At 70.1% G+C, this 23780-nt stretch carries 20 protein-coding genes; 11 read left to right on the forward strand and 9 right to left on the reverse strand.

Features of this window, described 5'->3' with window-relative positions:
* Positions 1 to 5: 5 nt before the first annotated feature.
* Positions 6 to 1952, reverse strand: a complete 1947-nt coding sequence (gyrB, locus tag Vse01_RS14365) for a DNA topoisomerase (ATP-hydrolyzing) subunit B (protein WP_093409460.1) — start codon at positions 1950 to 1952, stop codon at positions 6 to 8.
* A gap of 537 nt (positions 1953 to 2489) precedes the next feature.
* On the opposite strand from gyrB, the gene Vse01_RS14370 reads away from it, so the two are divergent.
* The gene (locus Vse01_RS14370) at positions 2490 to 3071 is read left to right on the forward strand and encodes a hypothetical protein (protein WP_093409294.1); all 582 of its coding nucleotides are present in this window, start codon (positions 2490 to 2492) and stop codon (positions 3069 to 3071) included.
* 28 nt (positions 3072 to 3099) lie between these two features.
* Here Vse01_RS14370 and Vse01_RS14375 read toward each other — a convergent pair whose 3' ends face one another.
* From Vse01_RS14375 to dnaA, 5 genes are all read right to left on the reverse strand, one after another.
* Entirely contained in the window at positions 3100 to 3627 is a 528-nt protein-coding gene (locus Vse01_RS14375) for a DciA family protein (RefSeq protein ID WP_232511406.1), read from the reverse strand.
* Between the two features lie 172 nt (positions 3628 to 3799).
* Positions 3800 to 4933, reverse strand: a complete 1134-nt coding sequence (recF, locus tag Vse01_RS14380; protein WP_093409299.1) for a DNA replication/repair protein RecF — start codon at positions 4931 to 4933, stop codon at positions 3800 to 3802.
* A 16-nt stretch (positions 4934 to 4949) separates the two neighbouring features.
* Positions 4950 to 5822 (reverse strand): phosphogluconate dehydrogenase (NAD(+)-dependent, decarboxylating), encoded by an 873-nt coding sequence (gene gnd, locus Vse01_RS14385; protein WP_093409302.1) that lies wholly within the window; start codon positions 5820 to 5822, stop codon positions 4950 to 4952.
* Between the two features lie 38 nt (positions 5823 to 5860).
* Positions 5861 to 6994: a DNA polymerase III subunit beta gene (gene dnaN, locus Vse01_RS14390; protein ID WP_093409305.1), complete on the reverse strand. Its 1134-nt coding sequence runs from the start codon at positions 6992 to 6994 to the stop codon at positions 5861 to 5863.
* A gap of 777 nt (positions 6995 to 7771) precedes the next feature.
* Positions 7772 to 9580, reverse strand: coding sequence for a chromosomal replication initiator protein DnaA (gene dnaA / locus Vse01_RS14395; RefSeq protein WP_093409311.1), 1809 nt, complete (start codon positions 9578 to 9580; stop codon positions 7772 to 7774).
* 618 nt (positions 9581 to 10198) lie between these two features.
* On the opposite strand from dnaA, the gene rpmH reads away from it, so the two are divergent.
* The 9 genes from rpmH to Vse01_RS29360 all read left to right on the forward strand — a co-directional run bounded on the left by rpmH (position 10199) and on the right by Vse01_RS29360 (position 18847).
* Positions 10199 to 10336 (forward strand): 50S ribosomal protein L34, encoded by a 138-nt coding sequence (rpmH, locus tag Vse01_RS14400; RefSeq protein ID WP_013736606.1) that lies wholly within the window; start codon positions 10199 to 10201, stop codon positions 10334 to 10336.
* A gap of 35 nt (positions 10337 to 10371) precedes the next feature.
* Complete coding sequence (gene rnpA, locus Vse01_RS14405; protein ID WP_093409463.1) at positions 10372 to 10785, forward strand: ribonuclease P protein component; 414 nt, start codon at positions 10372 to 10374, stop codon at positions 10783 to 10785.
* Positions 10782 to 11069 (forward strand): membrane protein insertion efficiency factor YidD, encoded by a 288-nt coding sequence (gene yidD / locus Vse01_RS14410; RefSeq protein WP_093409313.1) that lies wholly within the window; start codon positions 10782 to 10784, stop codon positions 11067 to 11069. The genes rnpA and yidD overlap by 4 nt, the downstream gene beginning before the upstream one ends.
* Before the next feature lie 3 nt (positions 11070 to 11072).
* On the forward strand, positions 11073 to 12062 hold the full coding sequence (gene yidC / locus Vse01_RS14415) for a membrane protein insertase YidC (protein ID WP_093409316.1): 990 nt from the start codon (positions 11073 to 11075) through the stop codon (positions 12060 to 12062).
* Positions 12063 to 12273: 211 nt separating this feature from the next.
* A complete protein-coding gene (locus Vse01_RS14420) occupies positions 12274 to 12861 on the forward strand; it encodes a Jag family protein (RefSeq protein WP_093409318.1) in 588 nt (195 codons plus the stop codon).
* Between the two features lie 111 nt (positions 12862 to 12972).
* Positions 12973 to 13653, forward strand: a complete 681-nt coding sequence (rsmG, locus tag Vse01_RS14425; RefSeq protein WP_373870676.1) for a 16S rRNA (guanine(527)-N(7))-methyltransferase RsmG — start codon at positions 12973 to 12975, stop codon at positions 13651 to 13653.
* 315 nt (positions 13654 to 13968) lie between these two features.
* Complete coding sequence (locus Vse01_RS29625) at positions 13969 to 15261, forward strand: ParA family protein (protein WP_093409323.1); 1293 nt, start codon at positions 13969 to 13971, stop codon at positions 15259 to 15261.
* A 27-nt stretch (positions 15262 to 15288) separates the two neighbouring features.
* Positions 15289 to 16299 (forward strand): ParB/RepB/Spo0J family partition protein, encoded by a 1011-nt coding sequence (locus Vse01_RS14435; protein ID WP_093409326.1) that lies wholly within the window; start codon positions 15289 to 15291, stop codon positions 16297 to 16299.
* A gap of 1495 nt (positions 16300 to 17794) precedes the next feature.
* Positions 17795 to 18847 (forward strand): hypothetical protein, encoded by a 1053-nt coding sequence (locus Vse01_RS29360; RefSeq protein WP_232511409.1) that lies wholly within the window; start codon positions 17795 to 17797, stop codon positions 18845 to 18847.
* A gap of 396 nt (positions 18848 to 19243) precedes the next feature.
* On the opposite strand, the gene Vse01_RS14445 is transcribed toward Vse01_RS29360, so the two are convergent.
* Both Vse01_RS14445 and Vse01_RS14450 read right to left on the reverse strand, forming a co-directional pair.
* Positions 19244 to 20233: a D-alanine--D-alanine ligase family protein gene (locus Vse01_RS14445; RefSeq protein WP_093409465.1), complete on the reverse strand. Its 990-nt coding sequence runs from the start codon at positions 20231 to 20233 to the stop codon at positions 19244 to 19246.
* A gap of 8 nt (positions 20234 to 20241) precedes the next feature.
* Positions 20242 to 21555: an aminotransferase-like domain-containing protein gene (locus Vse01_RS14450; protein WP_093409468.1), complete on the reverse strand. Its 1314-nt coding sequence runs from the start codon at positions 21553 to 21555 to the stop codon at positions 20242 to 20244.
* 318 nt (positions 21556 to 21873) lie between these two features.
* Here Vse01_RS14450 and Vse01_RS14455 point away from each other — a divergent pair, with 318 nt between their 5' ends.
* Complete coding sequence (locus Vse01_RS14455) at positions 21874 to 22539, forward strand: GNAT family N-acetyltransferase (protein WP_093409328.1); 666 nt, start codon at positions 21874 to 21876, stop codon at positions 22537 to 22539.
* 50 nt (positions 22540 to 22589) lie between these two features.
* Here Vse01_RS14455 and Vse01_RS14460 read toward each other — a convergent pair whose 3' ends face one another.
* Positions 22590 to 23756, reverse strand: coding sequence for an N-acetylmuramoyl-L-alanine amidase (locus tag Vse01_RS14460; RefSeq protein WP_093409330.1), 1167 nt, complete (start codon positions 23754 to 23756; stop codon positions 22590 to 22592).
* Positions 23757 to 23780 lie beyond the last annotated feature (24 nt).

A 23780-nucleotide genomic window follows, 5' to 3' on the forward strand; every position in this document is an offset into this window, starting at 1 on the left:
ATCCGTCAGATGTCCAGGAAGCGAACGTCCTTGGCGTTGCGCTGGATGAACGAGCGGCGCGCCTCCACGTCCTCGCCCATCAACACGCTGAACAGCTCGTCGGCGGTTGCCGCGTCGTCCAGGGTCACCTGGCGCAACGTACGGGTGGCCGGGTTCATCGTGGTCTCCCACAGCTCCGGGTAGTTCATCTCGCCGAGACCCTTGAACCGCTGGATGTCGTCCGGCTTGGCGTTCGGCTTCTTCTGCTGACGCAGGGCGATCAGCCCGTCGCGCTCGCGGTCGGAGTACGCGTACTGCGCGTCGTCGCCCTTCCGGTTCCACTTGATCTTGTAAAGCGGTGGGGCGGCCAGGTAGACGTGGCCCAGTTCGACAAGCGGCCGCATGAAGCGGAACAGCAGGGTGAGCAGCAGCGTCTGGATGTGCTGGCCGTCGACGTCGGCGTCGGCCATCAGCACGATCTTGTGGTACCGCAGCTTCTCGATGTCGAAGTCGTCGTGGATGCCGGTGCCGAGCGCGGTGATCAGCGCCTGCACCTCGTTGTTCTTCAGCACCCGGTCGATCCGGGCCTTCTCCACGTTCAGGATCTTGCCGCGAATCGGCAGGATCGCCTGGGTACGCGGGTCCCGTCCCTGCTTGGCCGAGCCGCCGGCCGAGTCGCCCTCGACGATGAACACCTCGGACTCGCGCGGGTCGGTGGACTGGCAGTCGGCCAGCTTGCCCGGCATCGAGCCGGACTCCAGCAGCGACTTGCGCCGGGCCAGCTTGCGGGCCTGCTGGGCGGCGATCCGGGCGCGGGCCGCCTGGGAAGCCTTGGTAATGATGATCTTTGCCTCGGCGGGGTTGCGGTCCAGCCAGTCGACCAGCCGGTCGTTGCAGACCCGCTGCACGAAGCTCTTGACCGGCGTGTTGCCGAGCTTGGTCTTGGTCTGACCCTCGAACTGCGGGTTTGTCAGCTTGACCGAGATGATCGCGGCCAGGCCCTCGCGGATGTCCTCACCGGAGAGCTTCTCGTCACCCTTGAGCAGTTTCTTGTCCGTGCCGTACCGGTTGACGACGCTCGTCAACGCGGCCCGGAAGCCCTCCTCGTGGGTGCCGCCCTCGTGCGTGTTGATGTTGTTGGCGAAGGTGTAGACCGACTCGCCGTACGACTCGTTCCACTGCATGGCGATCTCGAGCGACATGCCCTCTTCTTCGGCGCCGTACTCGATCACCGTCTTGTGAATCGGGGTCTTCGAGGCGTTGAGGTGGCGGACGAAGTCGGCGATACCGCCGTCGTACTTGAAGGTGACCTCGCGGAGCTTGCCCTCCTCACCCTCCGCGACCCGCTCGTCGAGCAGGTGGATGGTGAGGCCACGGGTCAGGAACGCCATCTCCTGGAGCCGGCGGTAGATCGTCTGGAGGTCGAAGTCGACGGTCTCGAAGACGTCCGGGTCCGGCCAGAAGGAGACCGCCGAGCCGGTGCGGTCGGTCGGCTCGCCCTTCTCCAGGGCGGTCGGCTTGGAGTGGTGGTACTGCTGCCGCCAGACGAAGCCGTCCTTGTGGATCTCCACGGCCATCTTGGTGGAGAGGGCGTTGACCACGCTGACGCCGACGCCGTGCAGGCCGCCGGAGACCGCGTACGCCTTGCCGTCGAACTTGCCGCCCGCGTGCAGCACGGTCAGTGCCACCTCGACGCCCGGCTTCTTGAGCTTGGGATGCAGGTCGACCGGGAAGCCCCGGCCGTTGTCGGTGACCCGGACGCCGCCGTCGGCGAGCAGCACCACGTCGATGGTGTCGCAGTAGCCGGCCAGCGCCTCGTCCACCGCGTTGTCGACGACCTCCCACACGAGGTGGTGCAGACCGCGTTCGCCGGTGGACCCGATGTACATGCCGGGCCGCTTGCGGACCGCCTCCAGCCCTTCGAGAACGGTGATCGACTCGGCGCCGTACTGCTGATTTTCCTGCGCTGCCACCCTCGGCCACTTTCTCGCGCCCGGCGCGCCACAGGGCACGTCGAACGCGGGTTCGGCGGACAGGCGCGACGTCGGCACGCGGACCGGCACCGGGGACAATTCCGGGGTACGGGTCGAACGCGCCGGTCGCCGCGGTTGCCCGCGGATCGCGATCGGCTCGACCCGAGTCGGACGGATGATCGCGGGCCCGCACCGGACCCGTGACCCGTCACTCCGCACCGGGTCTTCGTCTCACGCCAATCTTACTGTGCGCGGGCGACAGAACCACCACTCGGCACCCCTTCGCAGCGGCTCAGATCTCCGTAGCGGGCCGAATCGCGCTGTCCGCGACTCCCCCTACACGCCACGGCATGATCAACGGATCTGTCGCGTGACGGCGCTGCCGGGTCCGGCGGTGAGAGGTGGGCGGTACCGGTTGGTACGACCCGGGACGGGCGATCCGTGACCCTCGGGTTGCCGCAGCGGCCTTGATCTTTCAACGTTGGAACCGGACGATCGACCCGATCCACTCGCCCGTGCCTTGAGAGGTGACACCAGATGGGGCTGGACAATGTCGCGGTTCAGTGGCCGCGGACCGGCCGCTTCTACGACCCGGTCGCACCGGCCGAGTTCGTCGATTTCGGCGACATCGTGGACGTGCCGGGGATTTCGGCGCCGACCGCCGCGCTCGCTGAGCTGATCGCGAAGACAGGCACGGTCCGGGCCACCGCGTACACCGAAGTGGTGGATCTGATCCTCGGACTCGATGGTGTGCTCTACGCCACAGACGCCGCCGCCGAGGACGAGGATCCGGTCATCGACCCGGACGGGTGCGGCTGGATCGCGGGCGGCATCGAACGCTTCGTCGCCACGCACCGTCCGTACGGTGAGGCGGTCACCTTCGACTCGGTGGGTAAGGTGCTGCGTTCGCTGCTGGCCGACGGCCGCCTGGCCGAGCAGCAGCTACGGTGGCTGGACAGCCGGTTGGACGCGCTGCGCGACGACAGCGGTGCCGCGCCGCAGTGGACCTTCACCTGCGCTGAGCTGAGCGTGCTCGCCGCCTTCTACCGGCGCTGCGCCGACAACGGCTTCGCCGTCTACGCCGAGTCGGCGGCACCTCGCAGGGCGGCCCAGACGTAGCCACGGTCCCCGGACTCCGCCCCGACGGTCAGCCGTAGGTGTCGCGGGGTCCCCGGCCGCGCACCCGTCGTGGGCCGCGTGACCAGGATGGGGCGGCCGGGCCGTGGATGTGCAGTTTGCGGACCACGTTGTGGCCGACCTCGCGAGCTATCTGCTGCAACAGCGAGCCGGCAAGCAGCCGCAGCTGCGTCGCCCAGGCCGTGGAGCGGGCCTCCACGGTCAGTTCCCCGTTCTCCAGCTTCACCGGGCGGCTGTGCTGGGCGACCTCCGCGCCGACCACCCGTTCCCAGGCGCCGAAGACGGTGGCCTCGGCCGCCGGCTGTTGCCAACCCCGGGCCTTCACCAGCCGGTTGAGCACCGCGCCGAGTGGCTGCGGGTCACGCGGGTCCGGTCCGGGCCCGGAGTAGCCGCGCAGCCGGCGCTCGCCGTCGCCGCTCCCGGTCGTTGTGCGACGGCGGGGACGGCCGGCGGCTTCCCGCCGCGCCTTCGCCGCGTCCAGGACCGCACGTGCCAGCTGCGGGCCGGAGACGCCCTCGCCGTCGCCGGTCACCGGCAGGGTGCCGCCGGCCTCCGCCGTGGGCGCTGCGGCTGGCGGCTCCGCCGGGCGGCTGGCGGGCTTGTCGGTTCGGCCGCCGTCGCCGGTGCCGCCCTTCCTGGCGGTACGCGCACCGCGTCCCGCAGCCGAGCCACGCGGCTGCCCCTCGGGCGCGCTGTCCGGCGGCTGTGGCTCAGTCGGCACGACGCACCGCCCCCTCCGTCACCTCGTACCGGGCGCCACGCAGGGCGGCTGGCACGTCGTCGGCGACCGCGCAGGTCACCAGCAGTTGACTGGCCCCGCCGACCAGTTCGGCGAGTCGGTCCCGCCGGCCCGCGTCCAGTTCGGCGAAGACGTCGTCGAGCACCAGCACCGGTTCGATGCCGTCGTTGCGCAGCAGGTCGTAGCCGGCCAGCCGCAACGCGAGCGCGTACGACCACGATTCGCCGTGGCTGGCGTAGCCCTTGGCCGGCAGGGGGCCGAGGGTGAGGCTGAGTTCGTCGCGGTGCGGGCCGACCAGGGTGGTGCCGCGTTCGATCTCGGCGGAGCGGGACTCCTCAAGTGCGGTGGTGAGCACCGCCGCGAGGGCCTCCCGGTCGGTGGTGGGTTCGGCGAGGTCGACCGAGGGTCGGTAGCTGATTCCCGCCGCGCCGCGGCCGGCGGCCACCGCGTCGTACGCCTTGGTGACGTGCGGGGCCAGGGCGGCGACCAGTTCCAGCCGCCCGGCGAGCAGTTCGGCGCCGTGCCGGGCCAGGTGCGTGTCCCAGACGGCGAGGGTGGACAGGTCACCGCCGCGCGACCCGCCGGTCTTGCGGGCGAGGTACGCGGTGCGCAGCAGCGCGTTGCGTTGTTTGACCACCCGCTCGTAGTCGGCGCGTACGCCGGCGTAGCGAGGTTGGCGCAGCACCAGCAGGTCGTCGAGGTAGCGGCGGCGTTCGGCCGGGTCGCCCCGGACCAGTTCGAGGTCTTCCGGGGCGAAGAGCACCAGCCGCAGTGCGCCCAGCACGTCGCGGGCCCGGCGGGCCGGGGAGCGGCCGAGGCGGGCCCGGTTGGCCTTGCCCGGGACGATCTCCAACTCCACCAGGAGTTCACGGCCGTCGTGCACCACCGCGCAGCGGATCACCGCGGCGGTGGCACCCATCCGCACCAGCGGGGCATCGGTGGCGACCCGGTGTGAGTCGAGGGTCGCGACGTAGCCCAACGCCTCGACCAGGTTCGTCTTGCCGACGCCGTTGGCGCCGATCAGGACGTTTGGGCCCGGTTCGAGGTCGACGCCGATCCGCTCGTACGAGCGGAAGTCGACAAGTTCGAGCCGGCGGACGTACACGGGGTCGCGGTGCCGGTCAGGGCTTGCGTACGGCGTGCCCGCCGAACTGCTGCCGCAGTGCGGAGACGGCCTTCAGCGCCGGTGAGTCGTCCTGACGGGAGGAGAACCGGGCGAACAACGAGGCGGTGATGACGTTGAGCGGTACCGCGAGCCGGACCGCCTCGTCCACCGTCCAGCGACCCTCGCCGGTGTCCTCGGTGTAGTCGCTGAGCTGGGTCAGCTCGGGGTCTTCGTCGAGGGCCCGGTCGAGCAGGTCCAGCAGCCAGGAACGGACCACGGTGCCCTCGCGCCAGGACTTGATCACGCCGGGCACGTTCGTCACCAGTTCGGAGGCGGCCATCAGCTCGTAGCCCTCGGCGTAGGCGTGCATCAGGCCGTACTCGATGCCGTTGTGCACCATCTTGGCGTAGTGGCCGGCACCGACCGGCCCGGCGTGCACGAAGCCGTACTCGCCGTCGGGCTTGAGCGCGTCGAAGATCGGCATGAGTCGGTCGACGTGTTCCTGCGCGCCGCCGACCATCAGGCCGTAGCCGTTCTGCCGGCCCCACACCCCGCCGGAGACGCCCACGTCGACGTAGCCGATCCCACGTTCGTGCAGCCGCTCCGCGCGGGGGGCGTCGTCGCTGAACCGCGAGTTGCCGCCGTCGATGATGAGGTCGCCCTCGTCGAGCACGGCGGCCACCTCGTCGATGGTGGCGTCGGTGACGGCGGCGGGCACCATCACCCATACCGCGCGCGGCGTGTCCAGCTTCTCGGCCAGTTCAGCCATGCTGGCTACATCGCTGCGCTCCAGGTTGTGGTCGAGACCGACCACCTCGTGACCGGCGGTGCGCAGCCGTTCGCGCATGTTGCCGCCCATCCGGCCGAGTCCTACCAGGCCGAGCTGCATCTCTGGTGACCTTTCGTGGGTGCGGTTGGCTCTGCCGGTCAGCGGGACACGCGGATCGGCATGATGAGGTACCGGTACCCACCGATGAGCTCGCCATCCTCGCCGGCGGGGGAAATGACCGCGGGCTTGAAGGCGTCGACGAAGTGCAGCACGGCGAACTGGGTGCCGAGGTTGGACAACCCGTCGATGAGGTACTGCGGGTTGAAACCGATGGTCAGCGGTTCGCCGGTGAAGTTGGCCTCCATGGCCTCGCTGGCGCGGGCCTCCTCGGTGCCGCCGGCCTCCACCACCAGCCCATCGGCGCTGAAGCTGAGCAGCACGGGGGTGGCACGCTCGGCCACCAGGGCGACCCGCTTGACCACCTCGATGAGGGTGCTGACCGGCACCTGGGCCTCGGCGTTGTGACTGGCGGGGAAGAGCGAGCGGACCGGCGGGTAGTTGGCGCCGTCGAGCAGTCGGCTGGTGGTGCGTCGGGTGCCACCGGAGAAGCCGATCATGCCTTCGCCGGCGGCGCCCTGGGACAGGGCGAGCACCACCTGGCCACCGAGGGGGCCGAGGGTCTTGGCGGTGTCGTTGAGCGTCCGGGCGGGGACCAGCGCGTTGAGGCTGATCTCCGGGTCGTCCGGGTTCCACTCCATCTCGCGCAGGGCCAGCCGGTAACGGTCGGTGGCGAGCATGGCCAGATTGCCGCCGGAGAGCTCGATGCGTACCCCGGTCATCATCGGCAGCGTCTCGTCCCGGCTGGCGGCGATCGCCACCTGTGCCACCGCTGCGGCGAACGCGGCGGCATCGACTGTGCCGGCGCTGGCCGGCATCTCGGGCAGGGTGGGGTAGTCCTCCACCGGCATGGTGGGCAGGGTGAACCGGGCGCTGCCGCAGACCAGTTCGAGGTGCGCCCCGACGGCGGCGATGTCTACGGGCTTGGCCGGCAACGCCTTGGTGATCTCGGCGAGCAGCCGCCCGGAGACCAGCGCAGCGCCGTCTGCGTCGCCCTGGACCTCCACGGTGACCTGGCTGCTGACCTCGTAGTCGAAGCCGGAGACCTGCAAGCTGCCATCGGTGACGCGCAGCAGCACCCCGGCCAGTACCGGTACGGATGGCCGGTTGGGCAGGCTCTTCGCGGTCCAGGCCACGGCCTCGGCGAGCGCGTCGCGCTCCACTCGGAACTTCATTAATGCCTCCGCGTCGACGTCGACGTCGTCAACTCTCTCATGCCGGACGCTGCCCACCGACCCGCCTGGCGTGCGGGTACCCCTCGCACCTTAGGGCGCGAGGGTATCGGCTGTGTGCCCGACCCCGTGGATCGTGTCGCTGCTGACGGGTCTGGCCCGGCGGCTGTCGACCGATCCACAGGAAGTCCAACGGTGATGATTGGTTTTTGTTCTTTTAGAAGAGATAACTCATCGTCTTCATCGCACCTGTGCAAACTGTGGAGAACCCGAGTATGGGCAGGTCAGACAGGTTATACACAGGTGGTTTCGCTGTGGATGGGCGGGGGAAAAACCCGGTCGGCGATCCACAGGCGCTCTCCGTGCACACGGTTGTCCACCGTCGTCCACCGGTTGTCCACCGGTAATCCACCGACTTTCTCCCCAGACCTGTGGATCGTCGCGAGCGTCTCGTCCACCGTCATCCCCAGAACCTTCAACAGCTTTCCCACAGGCAGCCGTCCGTCGGTGGACAGCGCCGGTGGTTGTCCCCAGGCGTCCACAGCGGTCCACAGCGTTGTCCCCAGGGTTTCTCCACAGGCTGTGGGTAACTGGGCGCTGACGGCGCGTGTTCATCCACTGCCCGTGGATAACGAGCTGTGGACAACGAGTGGCAGGCGGTGTGGACACGCCTTCGATGGTGTGGCCTGAACCTCGTTGAGGGTCAACCGATGAGCGCGAAGAAGGGTCCGACCGGAACCGGCCAGACCCTTCGCCGTGAACGTACGACGGGCGTACCCCTCAGGTGTTCTGCTTGATCCGGTTGGTCAGCTCGGCGATCTGGTTGTAGAGCGAGCGCCGCTCGGCCATCTGCTGACGGATCTTGCGGTCGGCGTGCATGACGGTGGTGTGGTCCCGCCCGCCGAATGCCTGGCCGATCCGGGGCAGTGACAGGTCGGTGAGCTCGCGACACAGGTACATGGCGACCTGACGGGCGTTCACCAGTACCCGCGAGCGGGAGTGCCCACGCAGGTCCTCCAGGCTGACCCCGAAGTAGTCAGCGGTGGAGACCATGATCTGGTCAGCGGTGATCTCCGGCCCGGCACCGTCCGGGATGAAGTCCCGCAGTACCTCCTCGGCCAGCGACAGCTCCACGTTCGACCGGGTGAGGCTGGCGAACGCGGTGACCCGGATCAGTGCCCCCTCCAGTTCCCGGATCGAGTTGGACACCCGGGAGGCGATGAACTCCAGCACGTCCGGCGGGGCGTAGAGCCGCTCCTGGGCTGCCTTCTTCTGCAGGATCGCGATCCGGGTTTCCAGGTCCGGCGGCTGGATGTCGGCGAGCAGGCCCCATTCGAAGCGGGTACGCAGCCGGTCCTCCAGCGTCGCCAGCTGCTTGGGCGAGCGGTCGGAGGTGATCACGATCTGCTTGTTCGCGTTGTGCAGCGTGTTGAAGGTGTGGAAGAACTCCTCCTGGGTCCGCTCGCGGTTCTCCAGGAACTGGATGTCGTCGATCAGCAGGATGTCGACGTCGCGGTAGCGGCGTTGGAAGGCGCTGGTCTTGTCGTCCCGCAGCGAGTTGATGAAGTCGTTGGTGAACTCCTCGGTCGAGACGTACCGGACCGAGCGGGCGTTGCCCAACGTCGTGGCGTAGTGGCCGATGGCATGCAGCAGGTGGGTCTTGCCCAACCCGGAGCTGCCGTAGATGAACAGCGGGTTGTACGCCTTCGCCGGTGACTCGGCCACCGCTACCGACGCGGCGTGCGCGAACCGGTTGGACGAGCCGATGACGAACGTCTCGAACATGTACTTCGGGTTGAGCCGGTTACCGCCGCTGTCCGCGCCGGTGGGCAGCCGTCGGTCGTCCCGGCCGACCGGCCGCTGATCCGGGCCACTGCGGCCCGGCCCGCTGTCGGTGCCTCCGTCGGCCGGTATCGCCCGGATCCCGTGCTGGTCGCGAGGCGAGACGCCGGACCCGTCGCCGTACCGGGGCGCGAAGCCGCCCGCGCCGGTGGGCGCTCGGTCCAGATGCCCGCCCTGCTCGGTGAAGCTCAACCGCTCCGGCGCCCGCCGTCCGGTGTTCTCCGCCGGCCGGACGGGCTCGCCGAACCCGGCACCGAAGAGAGTTTCCTGACCGTCGGGGGCTGAGGTGTGGGAATCGTCCTCGACGCGCGTGGCGTCCGGCAGCGGCGGCCGGTCGAAACGGCCGGGGTGCGGCTGCTCGGGAATCAGCGGCAGTTGCCGCCCGCCGTCGAGACCTGTCGGCCGGTCGTCGACCTCGCCGGGACCGTGGTCCACCGGCTCCGATTCGGGGGTGCTGCGGTAGACGGTGCCGATGGCCCGCCCGTCCTCCGGTACCCGGACGGTGACGGCGACCTGGATCGGCCGGCCCAGCCGGCGGGTGAGCGCCTCGGTGATGGCCGGGCGCAACCGGGACTCGATCACGTCCCGGGTGAAGGCATCCGGGACGGAGAGCAGGACGGTGTCCTCGACGATCGCCCGCAGCCGGGTCAGCCGCAGGTAGGCCCGCTGCTGCGCGGAAATGATCTCGTCAGCGAGTTCGTCGGTCGTCGCCGTCCACACCGCGGCAAGGTCGGTCGTACCGGCCACCGTCGTGCCACCCCCTCGCCTCTGCTCCCGGACGCCGCCGTCTCCCGGTGGCCCGTACCGGCGGGCGAGATCACGCCACCCACCCGGTCGCCGCACCCGGTCGTTCTCCACAAGTTATCCACAGCCTGTGTACCGACCGATTGTGGCCGCCCGCCGGGCTCGGGTCGGACCTGCCCCCTGCCGTGGCCGGGCACTGAAGCGGGGTTCACCGTGCCGAACGATTCACTACCGTGTCCGGTCTTGCCTGCCGGCGACATCGGCGCAACTCCGACGCTGACCGCAATCGGGCACGGTAACAGCGTTGTCGCTGCGTCTTCAACCGCCGACGCGGCTCACCCCCTGTCGGCATTCGTGAAAACCACCGCTTCGGTCGTCTTCCGTCGCAGCTCACCGTCGAAGTGGCCAGGTTTGACGCTGATTATCCCCCGACCTAGGCTGGAGGGGCTGCTCTCACGCCCTCTGCTAGGGTGATGGGTGCTCGCTGCCTGCGGTCGCTCACCGCGCAACCGGGGTCACGCACCGACGGGCAGCACCGATCGGGGCCACCACAGCGGCGGCCCGGACCACCACGACCCGGCGATCCACTCGTCCGGGGCGTCCGACAACGGAGAGCCTGACGTGAGCAAGCGCACCTACCAGCCGAACAACCGCCGGCGCGCGAAGACCCACGGCTTCCGGCTGCGCATGCGCACCCGGGCCGGCCGCGCCATCATCTCGACCCGTCGCGCCAAGGGTCGCGCCCGCCTGTCGGCCTGAGGCCGGTCAGGTCCGCTCCGGAGGACGTGGCAGTCGTGCTGGCGGCCGCCCAACGACTGCGGCGCAGCAGCGACTTCGCCGCAGCGGTTCGCGGTGGCCGGCGAGCCGGCCGCGGCGCTCTGGTCGTTCATCTGACCGTGCCGAACGCAGCCGGATCCGACAATGCAGCGCCGAATCCGGCGCGGGACAACGCGGAGGCAGACTCCCCGCCGGTGTCCCGCGCCGGATTCGTGGTTTCCAAGGCGGTCGGGCCGGCAGTGGTACGGAACCGGGTCCGCCGCCGGTTGCGGCAGCTGACCCGGGAGCGCCTTATCGACCTGCCGGCCGGAAGCACCCTCGTGGTACGCGCCCTGCCGACCGCGGCGGACGCCACGTATCAACGGCTCGGCACCGACCTGGATGCGGCGCTCGTCGCCGCTCGATCCGGCCGGGGGCGGCGGCCTCGATGAGCGCCGAGCAGACATCGTCGCGCCCGGCTACCCCGGGTGCCCGGGTGCTGACCCTGCCCATCATCGCGTACCGTCGGTGGATAAGTCCGGCGTTGCCGGCCCGCTGTCGGTTCTACCCGTCGTGCAGCGCCTACGCCCTGGAGGCGGTGGCCCGGCACGGCGCGCTCCGGGGAGCCGGCCTGACGGTCCGGCGACTGTCGCGCTGCCACCCATTCCATCCTGGTGGATACGACCCGGTTCCGGAGCCGGGCGGCCGCCGACCTGCCGACGTGACTGGAGCCTGAGAATTGAGTCTCGACTGGATCTACTACGCGATCTCGTGGATCCTGCTGGCCTGGCACTCGGCCTGGGACGCCATCGGCATTCCGGACACTGCGGTCCTCGGCACGAACTGGGCGTGGATCCTCGCCATCGTCTTCCTGGTGGTCACCGTCCGGGTGATCCTGTTCCCGGTCTTCGTCAAACAGATCAAGTCGCAGCGGGCGATGCAGGCGCTTCAGCCGCAGGTGAAGGCCCTCCAGGAGAAGCACAAGGGTGACCGGGAGACGCTCCAGAAGGAGATGATGGAGCTCTACCGGAAGGAAAAGGCCAACCCGCTCATGGGCTGCCTTCCGATGTTCCTCCAGATCCCGGTCTTCCTCGGCCTCTTCCACGTCCTGCGCCGCCTCAACCCGGACCCGGCGAAGAACAACAAGGACATCTACGGCTGGACCGTCGACCAGTTCAACAGCGCCTCTGACGCGACCCTGTTCACCGCCCCGATCGCCAGCAAGTTCGGCTCGACCGCGGCGGAACTGGCGCAGCTCGGCGCCAACGGCACCGTCGTGAAGATCATGGCCGGCGTTCTGGTGCTGGTGATGATGGGTACCACCTACCTCACCAGCCGCCAGATGATCCTCAAGACGGGCTGGGCGGAGGACCCGCAGCAGCGCATGATCCAGCGCCTGATGCTCTACGGCATCCCGCTGTCCCTGCTGGTCTCCGGCGCCATCTTCCCGATCGGTGTGATCATCTACTGGGTCACCAACAACCTGTTCACCCTCGGGCAGCAGCAGTGGGTGCTGCGCAAGTTCCCGCCGCCGGTGACCGCGACCAGCGGCAAGCCGGGCACCTCGGCGCGTAACGGGGCGCAGCCCGCGAAGACCGGTGGGCTGTTCGGCCGGAGCAAGCCGGCTGCCGTGCCGCCGCCCCCCGCCGCGCCGAAGATCGCCGGGCCGAAGCCGGGCGCCAAGCCGGCCAACCCGAAGAAGGGCCGCCCCGCCAAGCGGCAGGGCTGAATCGTCCGGGCCGCTGCCGGGAGACCGGCGGCGGCCCGTTGCGCGCCGTGCCGCCGCCGTCAGGCCGGCGCCGGAACGCGAAGCGCCACGCGCGCCGTGGCGGACGGGCGAGACTGCCCTACAGACGTGCCCGTGGGCACCGGCGACGTCCCGCCGGCCGCGGGGAACCAGCGGACCCGAGGTCCGGCCGAGCGAGTACGGAGATGACACCGTGACCGACACCAGCATCCCCCGCGCCGAACAGCCCCTGGACGACGAGGAGCCGACCGCGGCGGCTCCGGTCGAGGGCGAGCCGGAGGAGACCGACGCCGAAGCGGCGCCGAGCAAGGCCCCCGGCGAGAGCGACCTGTTCCGGCAGAGCGAGATCGCGGCCGACTACGTGGAGGGGCTGCTCGACATCCTCGATTACGACGGCGACATCGACGAGCTGGTGTCGGGTGGCCGCCCGGTGGTCGAGGTCGTCGGTGGCCGCCTGCAGAACCTCGTCGGCCAGCGCGGTGCCACCCTCGAAGCACTTCAGGAGCTGGCCCGGCTCGCGGTGTTCCGGCAGACCGGCTCGCCGAGCCGCCTGCTGCTCGACGTTGGCGGGTACCGGGCCAACCGGCGTAAGGAACTGGCTGCGGTCGCCCGCAACGCCGTCGAGAAGGTCAAGGAGCACGGCGAGCCGGTGCGGCTGGAGCCGATGTCCGCCTTCGAGCGCAAGTGCGTCCACGACGTGGTCAACGCCATCGACGGGGTGGAGAGCGAGTCCGAGGGCGTCGAGCCCAGCCGGCGCATCGTCGTCCGTCCTGCGGACTGACGGGTGCGGCAAGACGACGCCAGCGGCGTTGCCGCGTCCGGCCCGGGTGGTACGCCGCCCGGGCCGGCGGCTGTCCCGCCTCAGCCCACCACAGCAGTGCTGCCGTCCGAACTGGCCGGAGCGGCGAGCAGGCTCTTCGGCGTACGCCTCGACGTCGCTGCGGCCTACGCCGAACTGCTTGTCACCGACGGGGTGGTACGGGGGCTGATCGGTCCACGCGAGGCCCCCCGGATCTGGGATCGTCACCTGCTGAACTGCGCGGCGGTGGCCGAGCTGATCCCACCGGGTGCCTCCGTGCTGGACGTGGGATCGGGTGCCGGCCTTCCCGGCCTGGTGCTCGCCATCGCCCGGCCCGACCTGGCGATGACGCTCATCGAGCCGCTGGCCCGCCGTACCGCCTTCCTCAACGAGACGGTGGAGGCGCTCGGCCTGACCAACTCCGTACGGGTGTTCCGCGGTCGAGCCGAGGAAGCGGTCGCGGTGTCGGAGGTTGGGCCTGGGGACGTGGTCACCGCTCGGGCGGTGGCACCACTGGACCGGCTGGCGGGCTGGTGTCTACCCCTCACCGGAATCGGTGGCCGACTACTCGCCCTGAAGGGTGCCTCGGCGGCGGAGGAGATCGCCGAGCATGCCGAGGCGGTGCACCGTCTTGGTGGCGGTCAGCCCGCACTGCATCGGTGTGGTGAAGGCGTCGTGGAGCCGCCGACCACGGTGGTTGAGATCGTCCGGGAGAGACTGGTCGGTCCGGCGGCCCGGACGTCGTCCAGAAAGTCGCGGTCGCGTCGACGGTAGTCGGAGCAGCTGCGCTCTTGGAGGCTTCGCACGGATGACCTGGGCCCGTACGCCGCAGACAGCCGCGAATTGCAGCGTTCCGAGGCGGGTTACCCGTTCCGCTGCGCGCGCCGCGACCGGCGGGTTACGAACCCGACGTGGACCGGCCGCGCCCGTGCGCCGTAGGCTGGCCGCGCGTCGATAGTGTGGAGCGGGCGGCGATGGATCTCCCTCCGGGGCCCGGCCGCTCCCGCCGGGCGGTACCTCTGCGGAGAGCACGCGAGTGGCCCGGTTGACGGGTGCGGACCGACCATCCGAAGCGGGCAGGGATGACAGGTGCATGACGACGGCAGGTACGACGATCCGCGCGTGACCGGGTCAGCGGGTGACCCCGTTTCACGTGAAACCGAATATCCGAACTGGCGGCCCTCCGAGGTGCCGCAGAGCCCACCGGAACCCGGTCGGAACGCGCCGACGTCGGGTGTTCCGTGGTCGGGGGCCGGCGACGGACGCGACGGTACGGATGCGAGTGGCCGCCCGGTCAACGCGTCTCCCGACGCGCGGGTGATCCCGATCCGCCGGAACACCTCCGCCTCTGCTCGGTTCGAGGTGGCGGCAGCACACCCCCCGACAGCCGCGGTGGTGCCGGATCCTCGACCGGCTTCCGACACGCCCGCACCTGCGGACGGGTCCTACCCGTCCGCCGCGCCCGAGGCCGCGTACGTTTCACGTGAAACCCCGACGCGCGAAGAGGATGACCCACCGTTGGCAATGGAGGCGATGCGCGCCGTGCAGATCCTGAATCCCAGTGGCGAGGTGACCATGCCTCGGCCCGACCGGACCCGGGTCATGTGCGTCGCGAACCAGAAGGGCGGTGTGGGTAAGACCACGACCACGGTCAACCTCGCGGTGGCGCTGGCCCTGCACGGCAACCGGGTGCTCGTGGTTGACCTCGATCCGCAGGGCAACGCCTCGACCGGCCTCAACGTGCCACACCACACCGGCGTGCCGGACGTCTACGACTGTCTGATCAACAGTGTGCCGCTGGAGGACGTGACCCAGGCGGTGGAGGGCATCCCCAACCTCTGGTGTGTGCCGGCCACCATCGATCTCGCCGGTGCCGAGATCGAGCTGGTGTCAGTGGTGGCCCGCGAGTCGCGTCTCGACCGCGCCATCACCGCCTACCCGGGGCACTTCGACTACGTGTTCATCGACTGCCCGCCCTCGCTCGGTCTGTTGACGGTCAACGCGTTGGTCGCCGCGCAGGAGGTGCTCATCCCCATCCAGTGTGAGTACTACGCGCTTGAGGGGCTGAACCAGCTGATCAACAACATCAACCTGGTTCGTCAGCACCTCAACCCGCAGCTTGAGGTCTCCACGATTCTGCTCACCATGTACGACCGTCGTACCCGGCTCGCCGACGCGGTCGAGCAGGACGTCCGGAACCACTTCGGCGACAAGGTGCTCCAGGCGGTGATTCCGCGTAACGTGCGGGTCTCCGAGGCGCCCAGCTACGGCCAGTCGGTGATGACCTACGATCCCGGTTCGCGGGGCGCGACGAGCTACTTCGAGGCCGCGCAGGAGATCGCCGAGCGGGGCGTCAAGGAGCCGGTGAGCCGGAATGCGTAGTGCGGACGAGGCGCTGGGAGGCGTGGCATGAAGAACCGTCCACGGGGCGGTCTGGGGCGGGGCCTGGGGGCGCTGATTCCGACCGGGCCGGCACCCAACGCCGGTGCTGCCGTCGGCGCGCCGACAGCGGGAGTGAGCGGGTCGACGGCCGTGGCGACACCGGCCCCGATGCCGGTGCCGTCCCCGACCATCGAGCCTGACGAGACGCTGAGCCCGGTGCCGGGTGCGCGCTTCGCGGAGATCCCGGTCGACTCGATCGTGCCCAACCCGAAACAGCCTCGCCAGGTCTTCGACGAGGAGGCCCTGGAGGAGCTGAAGACCTCCATCCAGGAGGTCGGCTTTCTCCAGCCGATCGTGGTGCGGCAACTCGACGGCGAGAAGTTCGAGCTCGTCATGGGCGAGCGCCGGTGGCGTGCCGCGCAGGCGGTCGGTCGGGAGAACATCCCGGCGATCGTCCGAGACACCCGGGACGACGCCATGCTGCGGGACGCGCTGCTCGAGAACATCCACCGGGCGAACCTCAACCCGCTGGAAGAGGCGGCCGCCTATCAGCAGTTGCTGGAGGAGTTCGGCGCCACCCACGAGGAACTCGCCAGGCGCATCGGTCGCAGCCGGCCGCAGATCTCGAACACCATTCGGCTGATGAACCTACCGGCACCGGTGCAGCGGCGGGTGGCGGCCGGTGTCCTCTCCGCCGGGCACGCCCGGGCGCTGCTCAGCCTGGAGGATCCGGAGACCCAGGAGCAACTGGCACTGCGAATCGTCGCCGAGGGACTGTCGGTCCGTGCGACCGAGGAAATCGTCGCGCTCGCCCTCAATGACGGACCGGGCAAGAAGGAGTCGGCGAAGCGTCGGCCGAAGCCGCACGCACCGGCGCTGACCGACCTCGCCGACCGCCTCTCCGACCGGTTCGACACCCGGGTGAAGGTCGACATCGGGCGGAGCAAGGGCAAGATCACGATTGAGTTCGCGACGGTCGACGACCTTGAGCGGATCGTCGGCATCATCGGAGTAGAGCCCGAAGAACCGGAGAACTGAACAACCGGAACCACTAGGCCGCCTCGTCCCAATGCGACGAGGCGGCCTTGTCGTCTTCCGGGTAGCCCGCAGCGGGCCACAGAGACCGGTCCCAGCCGCCACGAGCGGCCTCCGTGGGCAGGCGACGATGGCACTCGGGGGCGTTCCGCTGCATGGCCACGCAGACGCCGAGGGCAGGCCAGCTCGACTCCCGACTTGCGGCATGTCGGGCCCTCGGGCCAGAGCTATGGCGCGACATGCCGCAATCCGTGACCCGACTTGTCGAATCCGGCACCGAACGGAGATGGTTTCGGCGGGCCCTGGGGCTGCGGCTGTCGTGGGGCAGTGCCAGGGCGTCGGTGACGACACCGAGGGACGCACCGGGCGGCCGACCGACGGAAGCTCGCCCAGACAGCTCGCCCAGCCGGAGGCCGCCAGAGACGTACCTCGGCCCTAGGTCGGACCGACAGGGCAGCAGCCCACCGGCGAGTTGGACCGGACGCAGCCCTGCCGGAGCGACCCATCAGAGAGCCGCCGAGAAGGAGGCGACCCAGTAGGGAGCGGGCGAATGGCCGCACGGCTCGTAGCTGCGCGGCTCAGAAAGGTCGGCTCAGAAGGTCCGCGCAGAAGAACTAGAGCGCACGTTCAAAAGGGGTGGGCCTAGCAGCGTCCGCTCCGAAGGCGTCGGCGCAAAGGAACCCAGAGCGCACGGCCCAGGCGAGCGGACGGGGTGGCCGTTTCACGTGAAACACGGGTGTGGGTAGAGCGACCGCTGGGTCTCCGCTCCTGGCACGGCGAGACTGGTCGAGTCCGCCGGTGATGTGTAGCGCGGTGCCGGGCGCGGGACAGACGCCGGGTTGCCTTCCTCAAGTGGTGGCGGGCGGGGTGGCGCAGGGCCAAGGGATGACCGACCAAGCGGCGGCAGTTTCAAAGCCGGACTCGAAGGTCGCGTTCCATTCACCCGAGCCGTCGGGCCCTCCGGCTGGACCACGTAGTGGCGCGGGTGGCTGGAACAGGACCAGGCCGACAGATGATCGAGGGAGCGCTTCTTGGGGTCACGCCGGTCGACGAGGCGACAAGCTGAGTCCATCGGCCAGCAGGCCGGTGGCGCTCGGCCCCAGCTCTGGTCGCCATGCGCCGGGTCGTGGTTTCACGTGAAACGACGGTGTTGGGTGCGGGCGTTGAGCGGAGTGCCCAGTACTCGCCGGCGCGCCTCGCTCCGTTACACCCGCGTCGGTACGTCTGCCCGTCGATGTCGTCGGCCCGCTGACGTTATCCACATCAGTTGTCCACAGGCTCACGCCGTTTCACGTGAAACATGACCCGAAACCCCTTGTCGAAGCACGACAGCGGCGAGAATTCGGCGACCGGCTGGCCTGTGGATAACCCTGGGGAGAACTATCTGGCGTCCCCTGTCCCGACATTCGAGCGCTGCGGAAAGTCGAAGACGTTTCGAGTAGGGACAGTGGTCGCGGACTCGGTTAGGGTCAGCGTCGTGCACGACACCCCTCCCTCAATCCCGGACTTCACCCAGTGGCCGTCCTTCCCCTTCGAGGGCGACCTCCGAGTCAAGCCACTCGCCGATCCGGTCCCAGTCGAGCCGCCCCGCAAGGGTGAGGCTCACCGAGAATGCACCGCCTGCCTGGCACCCGACGAGGCCTACATCTGGGTCGGCGAACGCTGGCGCGTACGAGCCATGGACCGGCCGACCGGCCTGCCGATGGTCCTCATCCTGGAGTCGCGGTCGCACCTCGATCTCGGGGATCTGCCGAATCTTCTCGCCGCCGAGTTGGGCGTGATGACGGTACGACTGGAACGCGCCATCCGCTCGCTCGACGGGGTGGCCCGGGTACACGTCAACCGCTGGGGTGACGGGTCCGCCCATCTCCACATGTGGTTCCTCGCCCGGCCGTACGGTCGGCTCCAGCTCCGCGGCACCTTCCTGTCGCTCTGGGACTCGATCCTGCCGCCGATCTCGGAGGAACAGTGGCGGGAGAACCTCGCCCTCGTTGCGGCCTGGCTGGCCGAGTTTGGTGGGCGGCCGCTCGCCGAACCACCCCGCATCCAGTGGCAGGCGCCGTCCAGCCTGGCTGCGCAGTCAGCCGCTCCCGAGACGAAGCCGGTTGAGGGAGGGTCGCTCCTGGACGCTATCGGCGAGACAGCTGAACCACCTGACACCCCGGGCGCCGGTATCGATTCGGGGGCGTCGAACGCCGCGGCTTCGGGGCCGACTGAGGACCCGGCAGCGGGGCCGAATGGGGACCCGGCAGTGGGGCGAGCAAGGGACGTAGCTCAGCCTCAAGAGGAAGCAGCGGTCGTGGCCGCCAGCGAGGCGGCTGGTGCTGTGCCGACGCGACAGCCGTCCGCCGATACGGACGGCCCGCCGCAGGCCGAGGGCGGCCCACCGGCCCAAAGCGATCCGCAGGGCGAGGGCGGCCCGCAGGGCGAGGCCTTCGCCAATACGCGGGGAGCGGAGACGGCCGAGACGGAGAGGGAGCAAGCGGAGACGCCTACTGCGGGTCGAGCGACGCCGGCCGGCGAATCGGGCCCTGAGAGCGACCGGCAATAAGACCGCCCAGACGGGCAGCCCTGCCGAGACGGCTGGCGGAGCTACGGCGTGCCCGGCGCTTCGGCTGGCGGTGTTGTCGCGGTCGGCCGCGCGGCGAACTCGTCGCGCACCGCACGCGGTCGGGGCGCTGGTGACGGTGGCGGCGGCGGACCTGTCTCCATGCGACCGGAGCGCCCTCCGCCACGCACCATCCTCGGCCATGCTCCGTCGCGCCAGCCTCGGCCAGGATTCGCCTCATCTCCACCGCCCCAGTTCCGGTCGTGCTGAGGCGCTGGACCGAGCACGCCCACCGATCGCTCCGTTCCAGGGTCGGTGGGCCGACTGCGGTGCCCGTGTGGCCGGCGGCAGGAGTCCGAGCAGCGGGTACCGCCGAATTCAGTGCCGGGTGGGGGAAGGTCAGCGGCCTGCGGCGCGGGCGACCAGATTTCCGATCACGCGTCCGAAATCGAGACCGGCAGCCTGTACGGCGAGCGGCAACAGCGACGTCTCGGTCATCCCCGGCGAGACGTTGACTTCGAGTACGTGTGGCTGACCGGTCGAGTCGACGATCAGATCGACCCGGCTGAGGTCACGCAGGCCGAGGGCGGCGTGGGCGGCCAGGGCGACCTGGGCCACCGCTTCGGCGACGGCGGGTTCCAGGCGGGCCGGGGTGTGCCAGGTGGTGCGTCCGGCGGTGTAGCGGGCCGCGTAGTCGTACACCCCGTTGCGAGGCACGATCTCCACCGCCGGTAGCGCCTGCGGACCGTCGCCCAGGTCGACCACGGAGACCGCCACGTCCATGCCGGGAACGTACCGTTCGACGAGCGCCGTCGAGTCGTACGCGAAACAACCCACCATGGCAGCCGGCAGCGACGCCGCGTCCCGGACCACGGCGGCGCCCAGGCCGGAACCGCCCTGGGCGGGCTTCACCATGAGCGGCAGCCCCAACCGGTCGACGATGCGGTCCAGCACGGCCACCGCGCCGAGTTCGCTGAACCTGTCGTGTGGCAGGGCGACCCAGTCGGGGGTGGCGATGCCGGCCTCGCGCAGCACGGCCTTCGCCGACGGTTTGTCCCAGGCGAGGCGGGAAGCCCGAGCGTCACATCCGACGTACGGCACGCCACACAGGTCCAGGACGCCGCGCAGCGAACCGTCCTCGCCGGTGGCGCCGTGCAGGGCGATCACCACGGCGTCGGGTGGGTCCGCCGTCAGGGCGGGTAGCAGGGCCACGTCGGCATCGCGCAGCTCGGCCTGCATTCCGACGGCACGCAGCGCGTCGAGCACCCGGCGGCCGGAGCGCAGCGACACGTCACGCTCGTACGACAGACCGCCGGCGAGCACGAGCACGTGGAGATCGGTGGTCTCGGGGCCCGACACGGCGGGTTCTTCGGCAGCGGTGACACCCATGCCGGGCATCATGCCAAGTCTGGTCCTGGCGCGTCCCAGCCGGTCCGGCCTCGCCGGGCGCCGGGCTCGCCGACCGCACCGAACACCCGCCGCATGGCGATGTCCTGTTCCATCACGCTGGCCAACCGGCGCACGCCCTCCCTGATCCGCTCCGGCGGCGGGAACGAGAAGTTGAGCCGCATGTGACCGTTGCCGCTGCCGTCGGCGTAGAAACCGGTGCCGGGCACGTACGCCACCCGTGCGGCGATGGCCCGGGGCATCATCGCCTTCGAGTCCAGCCCGTCGGGCAGCGTGGCCCAGACGAAGAGCCCGCCGCCGGGCACCGTCCAGCGGGTATCGGCGGGCATCAGGTCCTCCAGCGCGGTGAGCATCGCGTCCCGCCGCTCCCGGTAGACCTCCCGGTAGACCTTCAGCTGCTGACGCCAGGGCATGGTGCCGAGGTAGGTGCTGACGGCGGCCTGCGCGTACGCGCTGGGGCAGAGGATCTGTGCCTCGCTGGCGATCACCAGCTTGTCCCGTACCGCGTGTGGCGCGAGGATCCAGCCGACCCGCAGCCCCGGCGCGAACGTCTTGGAGAAGGTGCTGAGGTAGAAGACGCCGTCCCGCCGCCGCGCCCGCAGCGGCGCGGGTGCCTCGCTCTCGAAGCCCAACTGGCCGTACGGGTCGTCCTCGACCACCAGCAGTCCGGCGCGCTCGCAGATGTCGAGAACCTGTTCCCGTCGCTGCTCGGTCAGCGTCACGCCGGTCGGGTTCTGGAAGGTGGGGATGGTGTAGAGGAACTTGACCCGGCGTCCGGCCCGGGCCTGCTCCGCGATGGCGAGCTCCAGCGCCGCCGGGATGAGGCCCTCGTCGTCCATCGGCACGTGTACGACCTGGGCCTGGGCGGCCTGGAACACGCCGAGTGCACCGACGTAGGTCGGCCCTTCGGCAAGCACCACGTCACCCGGGTCCAGGAAGAGGCGGGCCACCAGGTCGAGCGCCTGCTGCCCGCCCACCGTCACCACCACGTCCTCCGGGGAGGCCCCACAGGCGGCGTCGATGCCGGAGAGCGCCATCACCTCGCAGATCCGCTCCCGCAGCTCCAGGGTGCCCTGACCGATGCCGTACTGCAGGGTGGTGCTGCCGTGCTCGGCACCGAGCCGACCGAGCATCTCGCCGACGGCGTCCAGCGGCAGCGCGGCGATGTACGGCGCGCCACCGGCGAGGGAGACGACCTCCGGTCGACTGGCCACCGCGAACAGCGCCCTGATCTCCGAGGCGGTCATTCCCCGGACCCGCCGGGCGTACCGGTCGGTGTAGTCGTCGAGTGTCGTGCCGGTCATCACATCACCCCGATGGCTGCTCGGACGGCTCCGGTCCCGGATACCCAGGACACCGGCGACCATGGCGGTACGGCGCGCCGGATGTCGATCCTAGCCGCCCTGCACCGCCCGATGCGTCTCCGATTATTCGTGCGTCCACATGCCGGACCGGCGGCAGACACCCCTGAGGTGGACGTTCATGCATGGTCTCCCCTGCCGCCGATCAGCGGCGTACGATCGCTCGTCGGGGGCAGGAACACGGCGGCGCCGTCTGGGCCGCTGCGGCGGCGGTGCCGCTCGGGCCGGTCCCACCTCCGAGCCTAGTGTGGGGAAGCGCCAATGTCGCGACGTCTGGTCAGCCTGACCCTGGACACCCTGGAGGACCTGCCCCTTCCCTGCCGGCAGTGTGTCTACTGGGAGCTTGATCCGGTTTCCGCGGACCGCGCCTGCGCTGCCGGCGACCCTGGGCTGGAGAAAGAGGCGTGGGTGTCGCAGACCCTGCTCGAATGGGGTTCCTGCGGCAAACTGGTGTACGTCGACGGCATGCCGGCCGGCTTCGTGATGTACGCCCCGCCGGCGTACGTGCCCCGGTCGATGGCCTTCCCGACCTCTCCGGTCTCCGCCGACGCGGCGTTGCTGATGACCGCGAACGTGGTGCCCGCGTTCTCCGGCGGGGGCCTCGGCCGGATGTTGGTGCAGGGGGTGGCCCGCGATCTGACCAAGCGCGGGATCAAGGCGATCGAGGCGTTCGGCGACGCGAAGTTCGGTGACTCCGCCGATCCGGGCGGGGCGTGCGTGGCACCCGCCGATTTCTTCCTCTCGGTGGGCTTCAAGACAGTTCGGCCGCATCCGCGGTTTCCCCGGCTGCGACTGGAACTGCGGACGGCGTTGAGTTGGAAGTCCGACGTCGAGTACGCGCTGGAGAAGCTGCTCGGCTCGATGAGCCCGGAGTCGCTGCTACGCCCGGTCCGACCGACGCCGGCCACCCGTTCGACGGCCGGCTGACCACCACCCGACGTCGTGACGGGCTGACGGCCACCCAGGGTTGGGCCGACTCAGTCCACCACGGTGCCGGCGGCGACCGCCGCCCGCAGCTCGCTGACGTCGATCGAGCCGGTCGGGACGTCGCGTTCGATCGGCAGGTACATCCGCTGCACCGCAGCCACCATCGCCTCGACCAGCTTGTCGCGGAACCGGGGAGCGATCAGCCGTTCCCGGTCGGTCGGCGAGGTGAGGTAGCCGACCTCGACGCGGACCGCCGGCATCCGGGTGATCCGGAGCAGGTCCCACGCCTTGGCATGGGTGTGACAGTCCCGCAGCCCGGTACGGGCCACGATCTCCCGCTGGACCAGCCCGGCCAGCCGTTCGCCGGTCGCCGAGCTCACCCCGTTGTCGGTGCCGTAGTGGTACGTGGCGACACCCTCGGCCATCGGGTTGGCGTGGCCGTCGGTGTGCAACGAGATGAACACGTCGGCGCCGAGCGAGTTGGCCAGTTGTGCCCGGTCGATGTCGGGCAGGCAGGTCTCCGGCGACGGTCCTCGGGTGAGCTGCACCCGTACCCCGGACGCGGCGAGGCGCCCCTCCAGCCGGCTGGCCAGGTCGTGCATCAGATCCGCTTCGGTCCAGCGCAGCGGGCCGTCCGCCACCACCACGCCCGGGTCGGTTCCGCCGTGCCCCGGGTCGATCACCACGGTCCGGCCGACCAGGGTCGGGCCGGACTGTCGGATGGCGTCGGACTCACGCAACCACTGCGGCCGGCCACCGACCACCTTGCGGCCCAGTCGGCGCAGGGCACCCATGGTGTGTGGGCCGCAGGTGCCGTCGGGGACGAGCCCCACCTCACGCTGGAACTGCGCCACCGCCCGGGACGTGCGGATGCCGTAGATGGCGTCGGCCCGTCCGGTGTCGTAGCCCATCTCCAGCAGCCGCTCCTGGAGCGACCGGACATCCTCGCCGGTGAGGGGGACCGGCACCGCGTGGTAGAGGGTGCGGGCGCCCAGCCGCCAGCGGGCGGCGTCCAGGGCTCGCCAGGTCTCGGCACCGACCCGGCCGTCGACGCTGAGACCCCGCGACTGCTGGAACGCGCGGACCGCCCGTTCGGTCGCCGGGTCGAACTCGTCGCTGTGTGGGCCGGTCGCCTTCGACAGCAGGTCGAGGCCGGTCAACACCGCACGGATCTCGGTCACTGCGGGTCCCCGGTCACCGGGACGGATCGGACGCACGCACGACCCCCTCTGCACGGTCGG

It is taken from the genome of Micromonospora sediminimaris, assembly GCF_016863575.1.
GTDB lineage: Bacteria > Actinomycetota > Actinomycetes > Mycobacteriales > Micromonosporaceae > Micromonospora > Micromonospora sediminimaris.

Excerpts from the sequence above, each read along its gene's own strand:
- Vse01_RS14370 (WP_093409294.1), top strand. The coding sequence starts at position 2,490 with ATGGGGCTGGACAATGTCGCGGTTCAGTGGCCGCGGACCGGCCGCTTC.
- gnd (WP_093409302.1), bottom strand. The coding sequence starts at position 5,822 with ATGCAGCTCGGCCTGGTAGGACTCGGCCGGATGGGCGGCAACATGCGC.
- dnaN (WP_093409305.1), bottom strand. The coding sequence starts at position 6,994 with ATGAAGTTCCGAGTGGAGCGCGACGCGCTCGCCGAGGCCGTGGCCTGG.
- yidD (WP_093409313.1), top strand. The coding sequence starts at position 10,782 with ATGAGCGCCGAGCAGACATCGTCGCGCCCGGCTACCCCGGGTGCCCGG.
- Vse01_RS14435 (WP_093409326.1), top strand. The coding sequence starts at position 15,289 with ATGAAGAACCGTCCACGGGGCGGTCTGGGGCGGGGCCTGGGGGCGCTG.
- Vse01_RS14445 (WP_093409465.1), bottom strand. The coding sequence starts at position 20,233 with ATGGGTGTCACCGCTGCCGAAGAACCCGCCGTGTCGGGCCCCGAGACC.
- Vse01_RS14450 (WP_093409468.1), bottom strand. The coding sequence starts at position 21,555 with ATGACCGGCACGACACTCGACGACTACACCGACCGGTACGCCCGGCGG.
- Vse01_RS14455 (WP_093409328.1), top strand. The coding sequence starts at position 21,874 with ATGTCGCGACGTCTGGTCAGCCTGACCCTGGACACCCTGGAGGACCTG.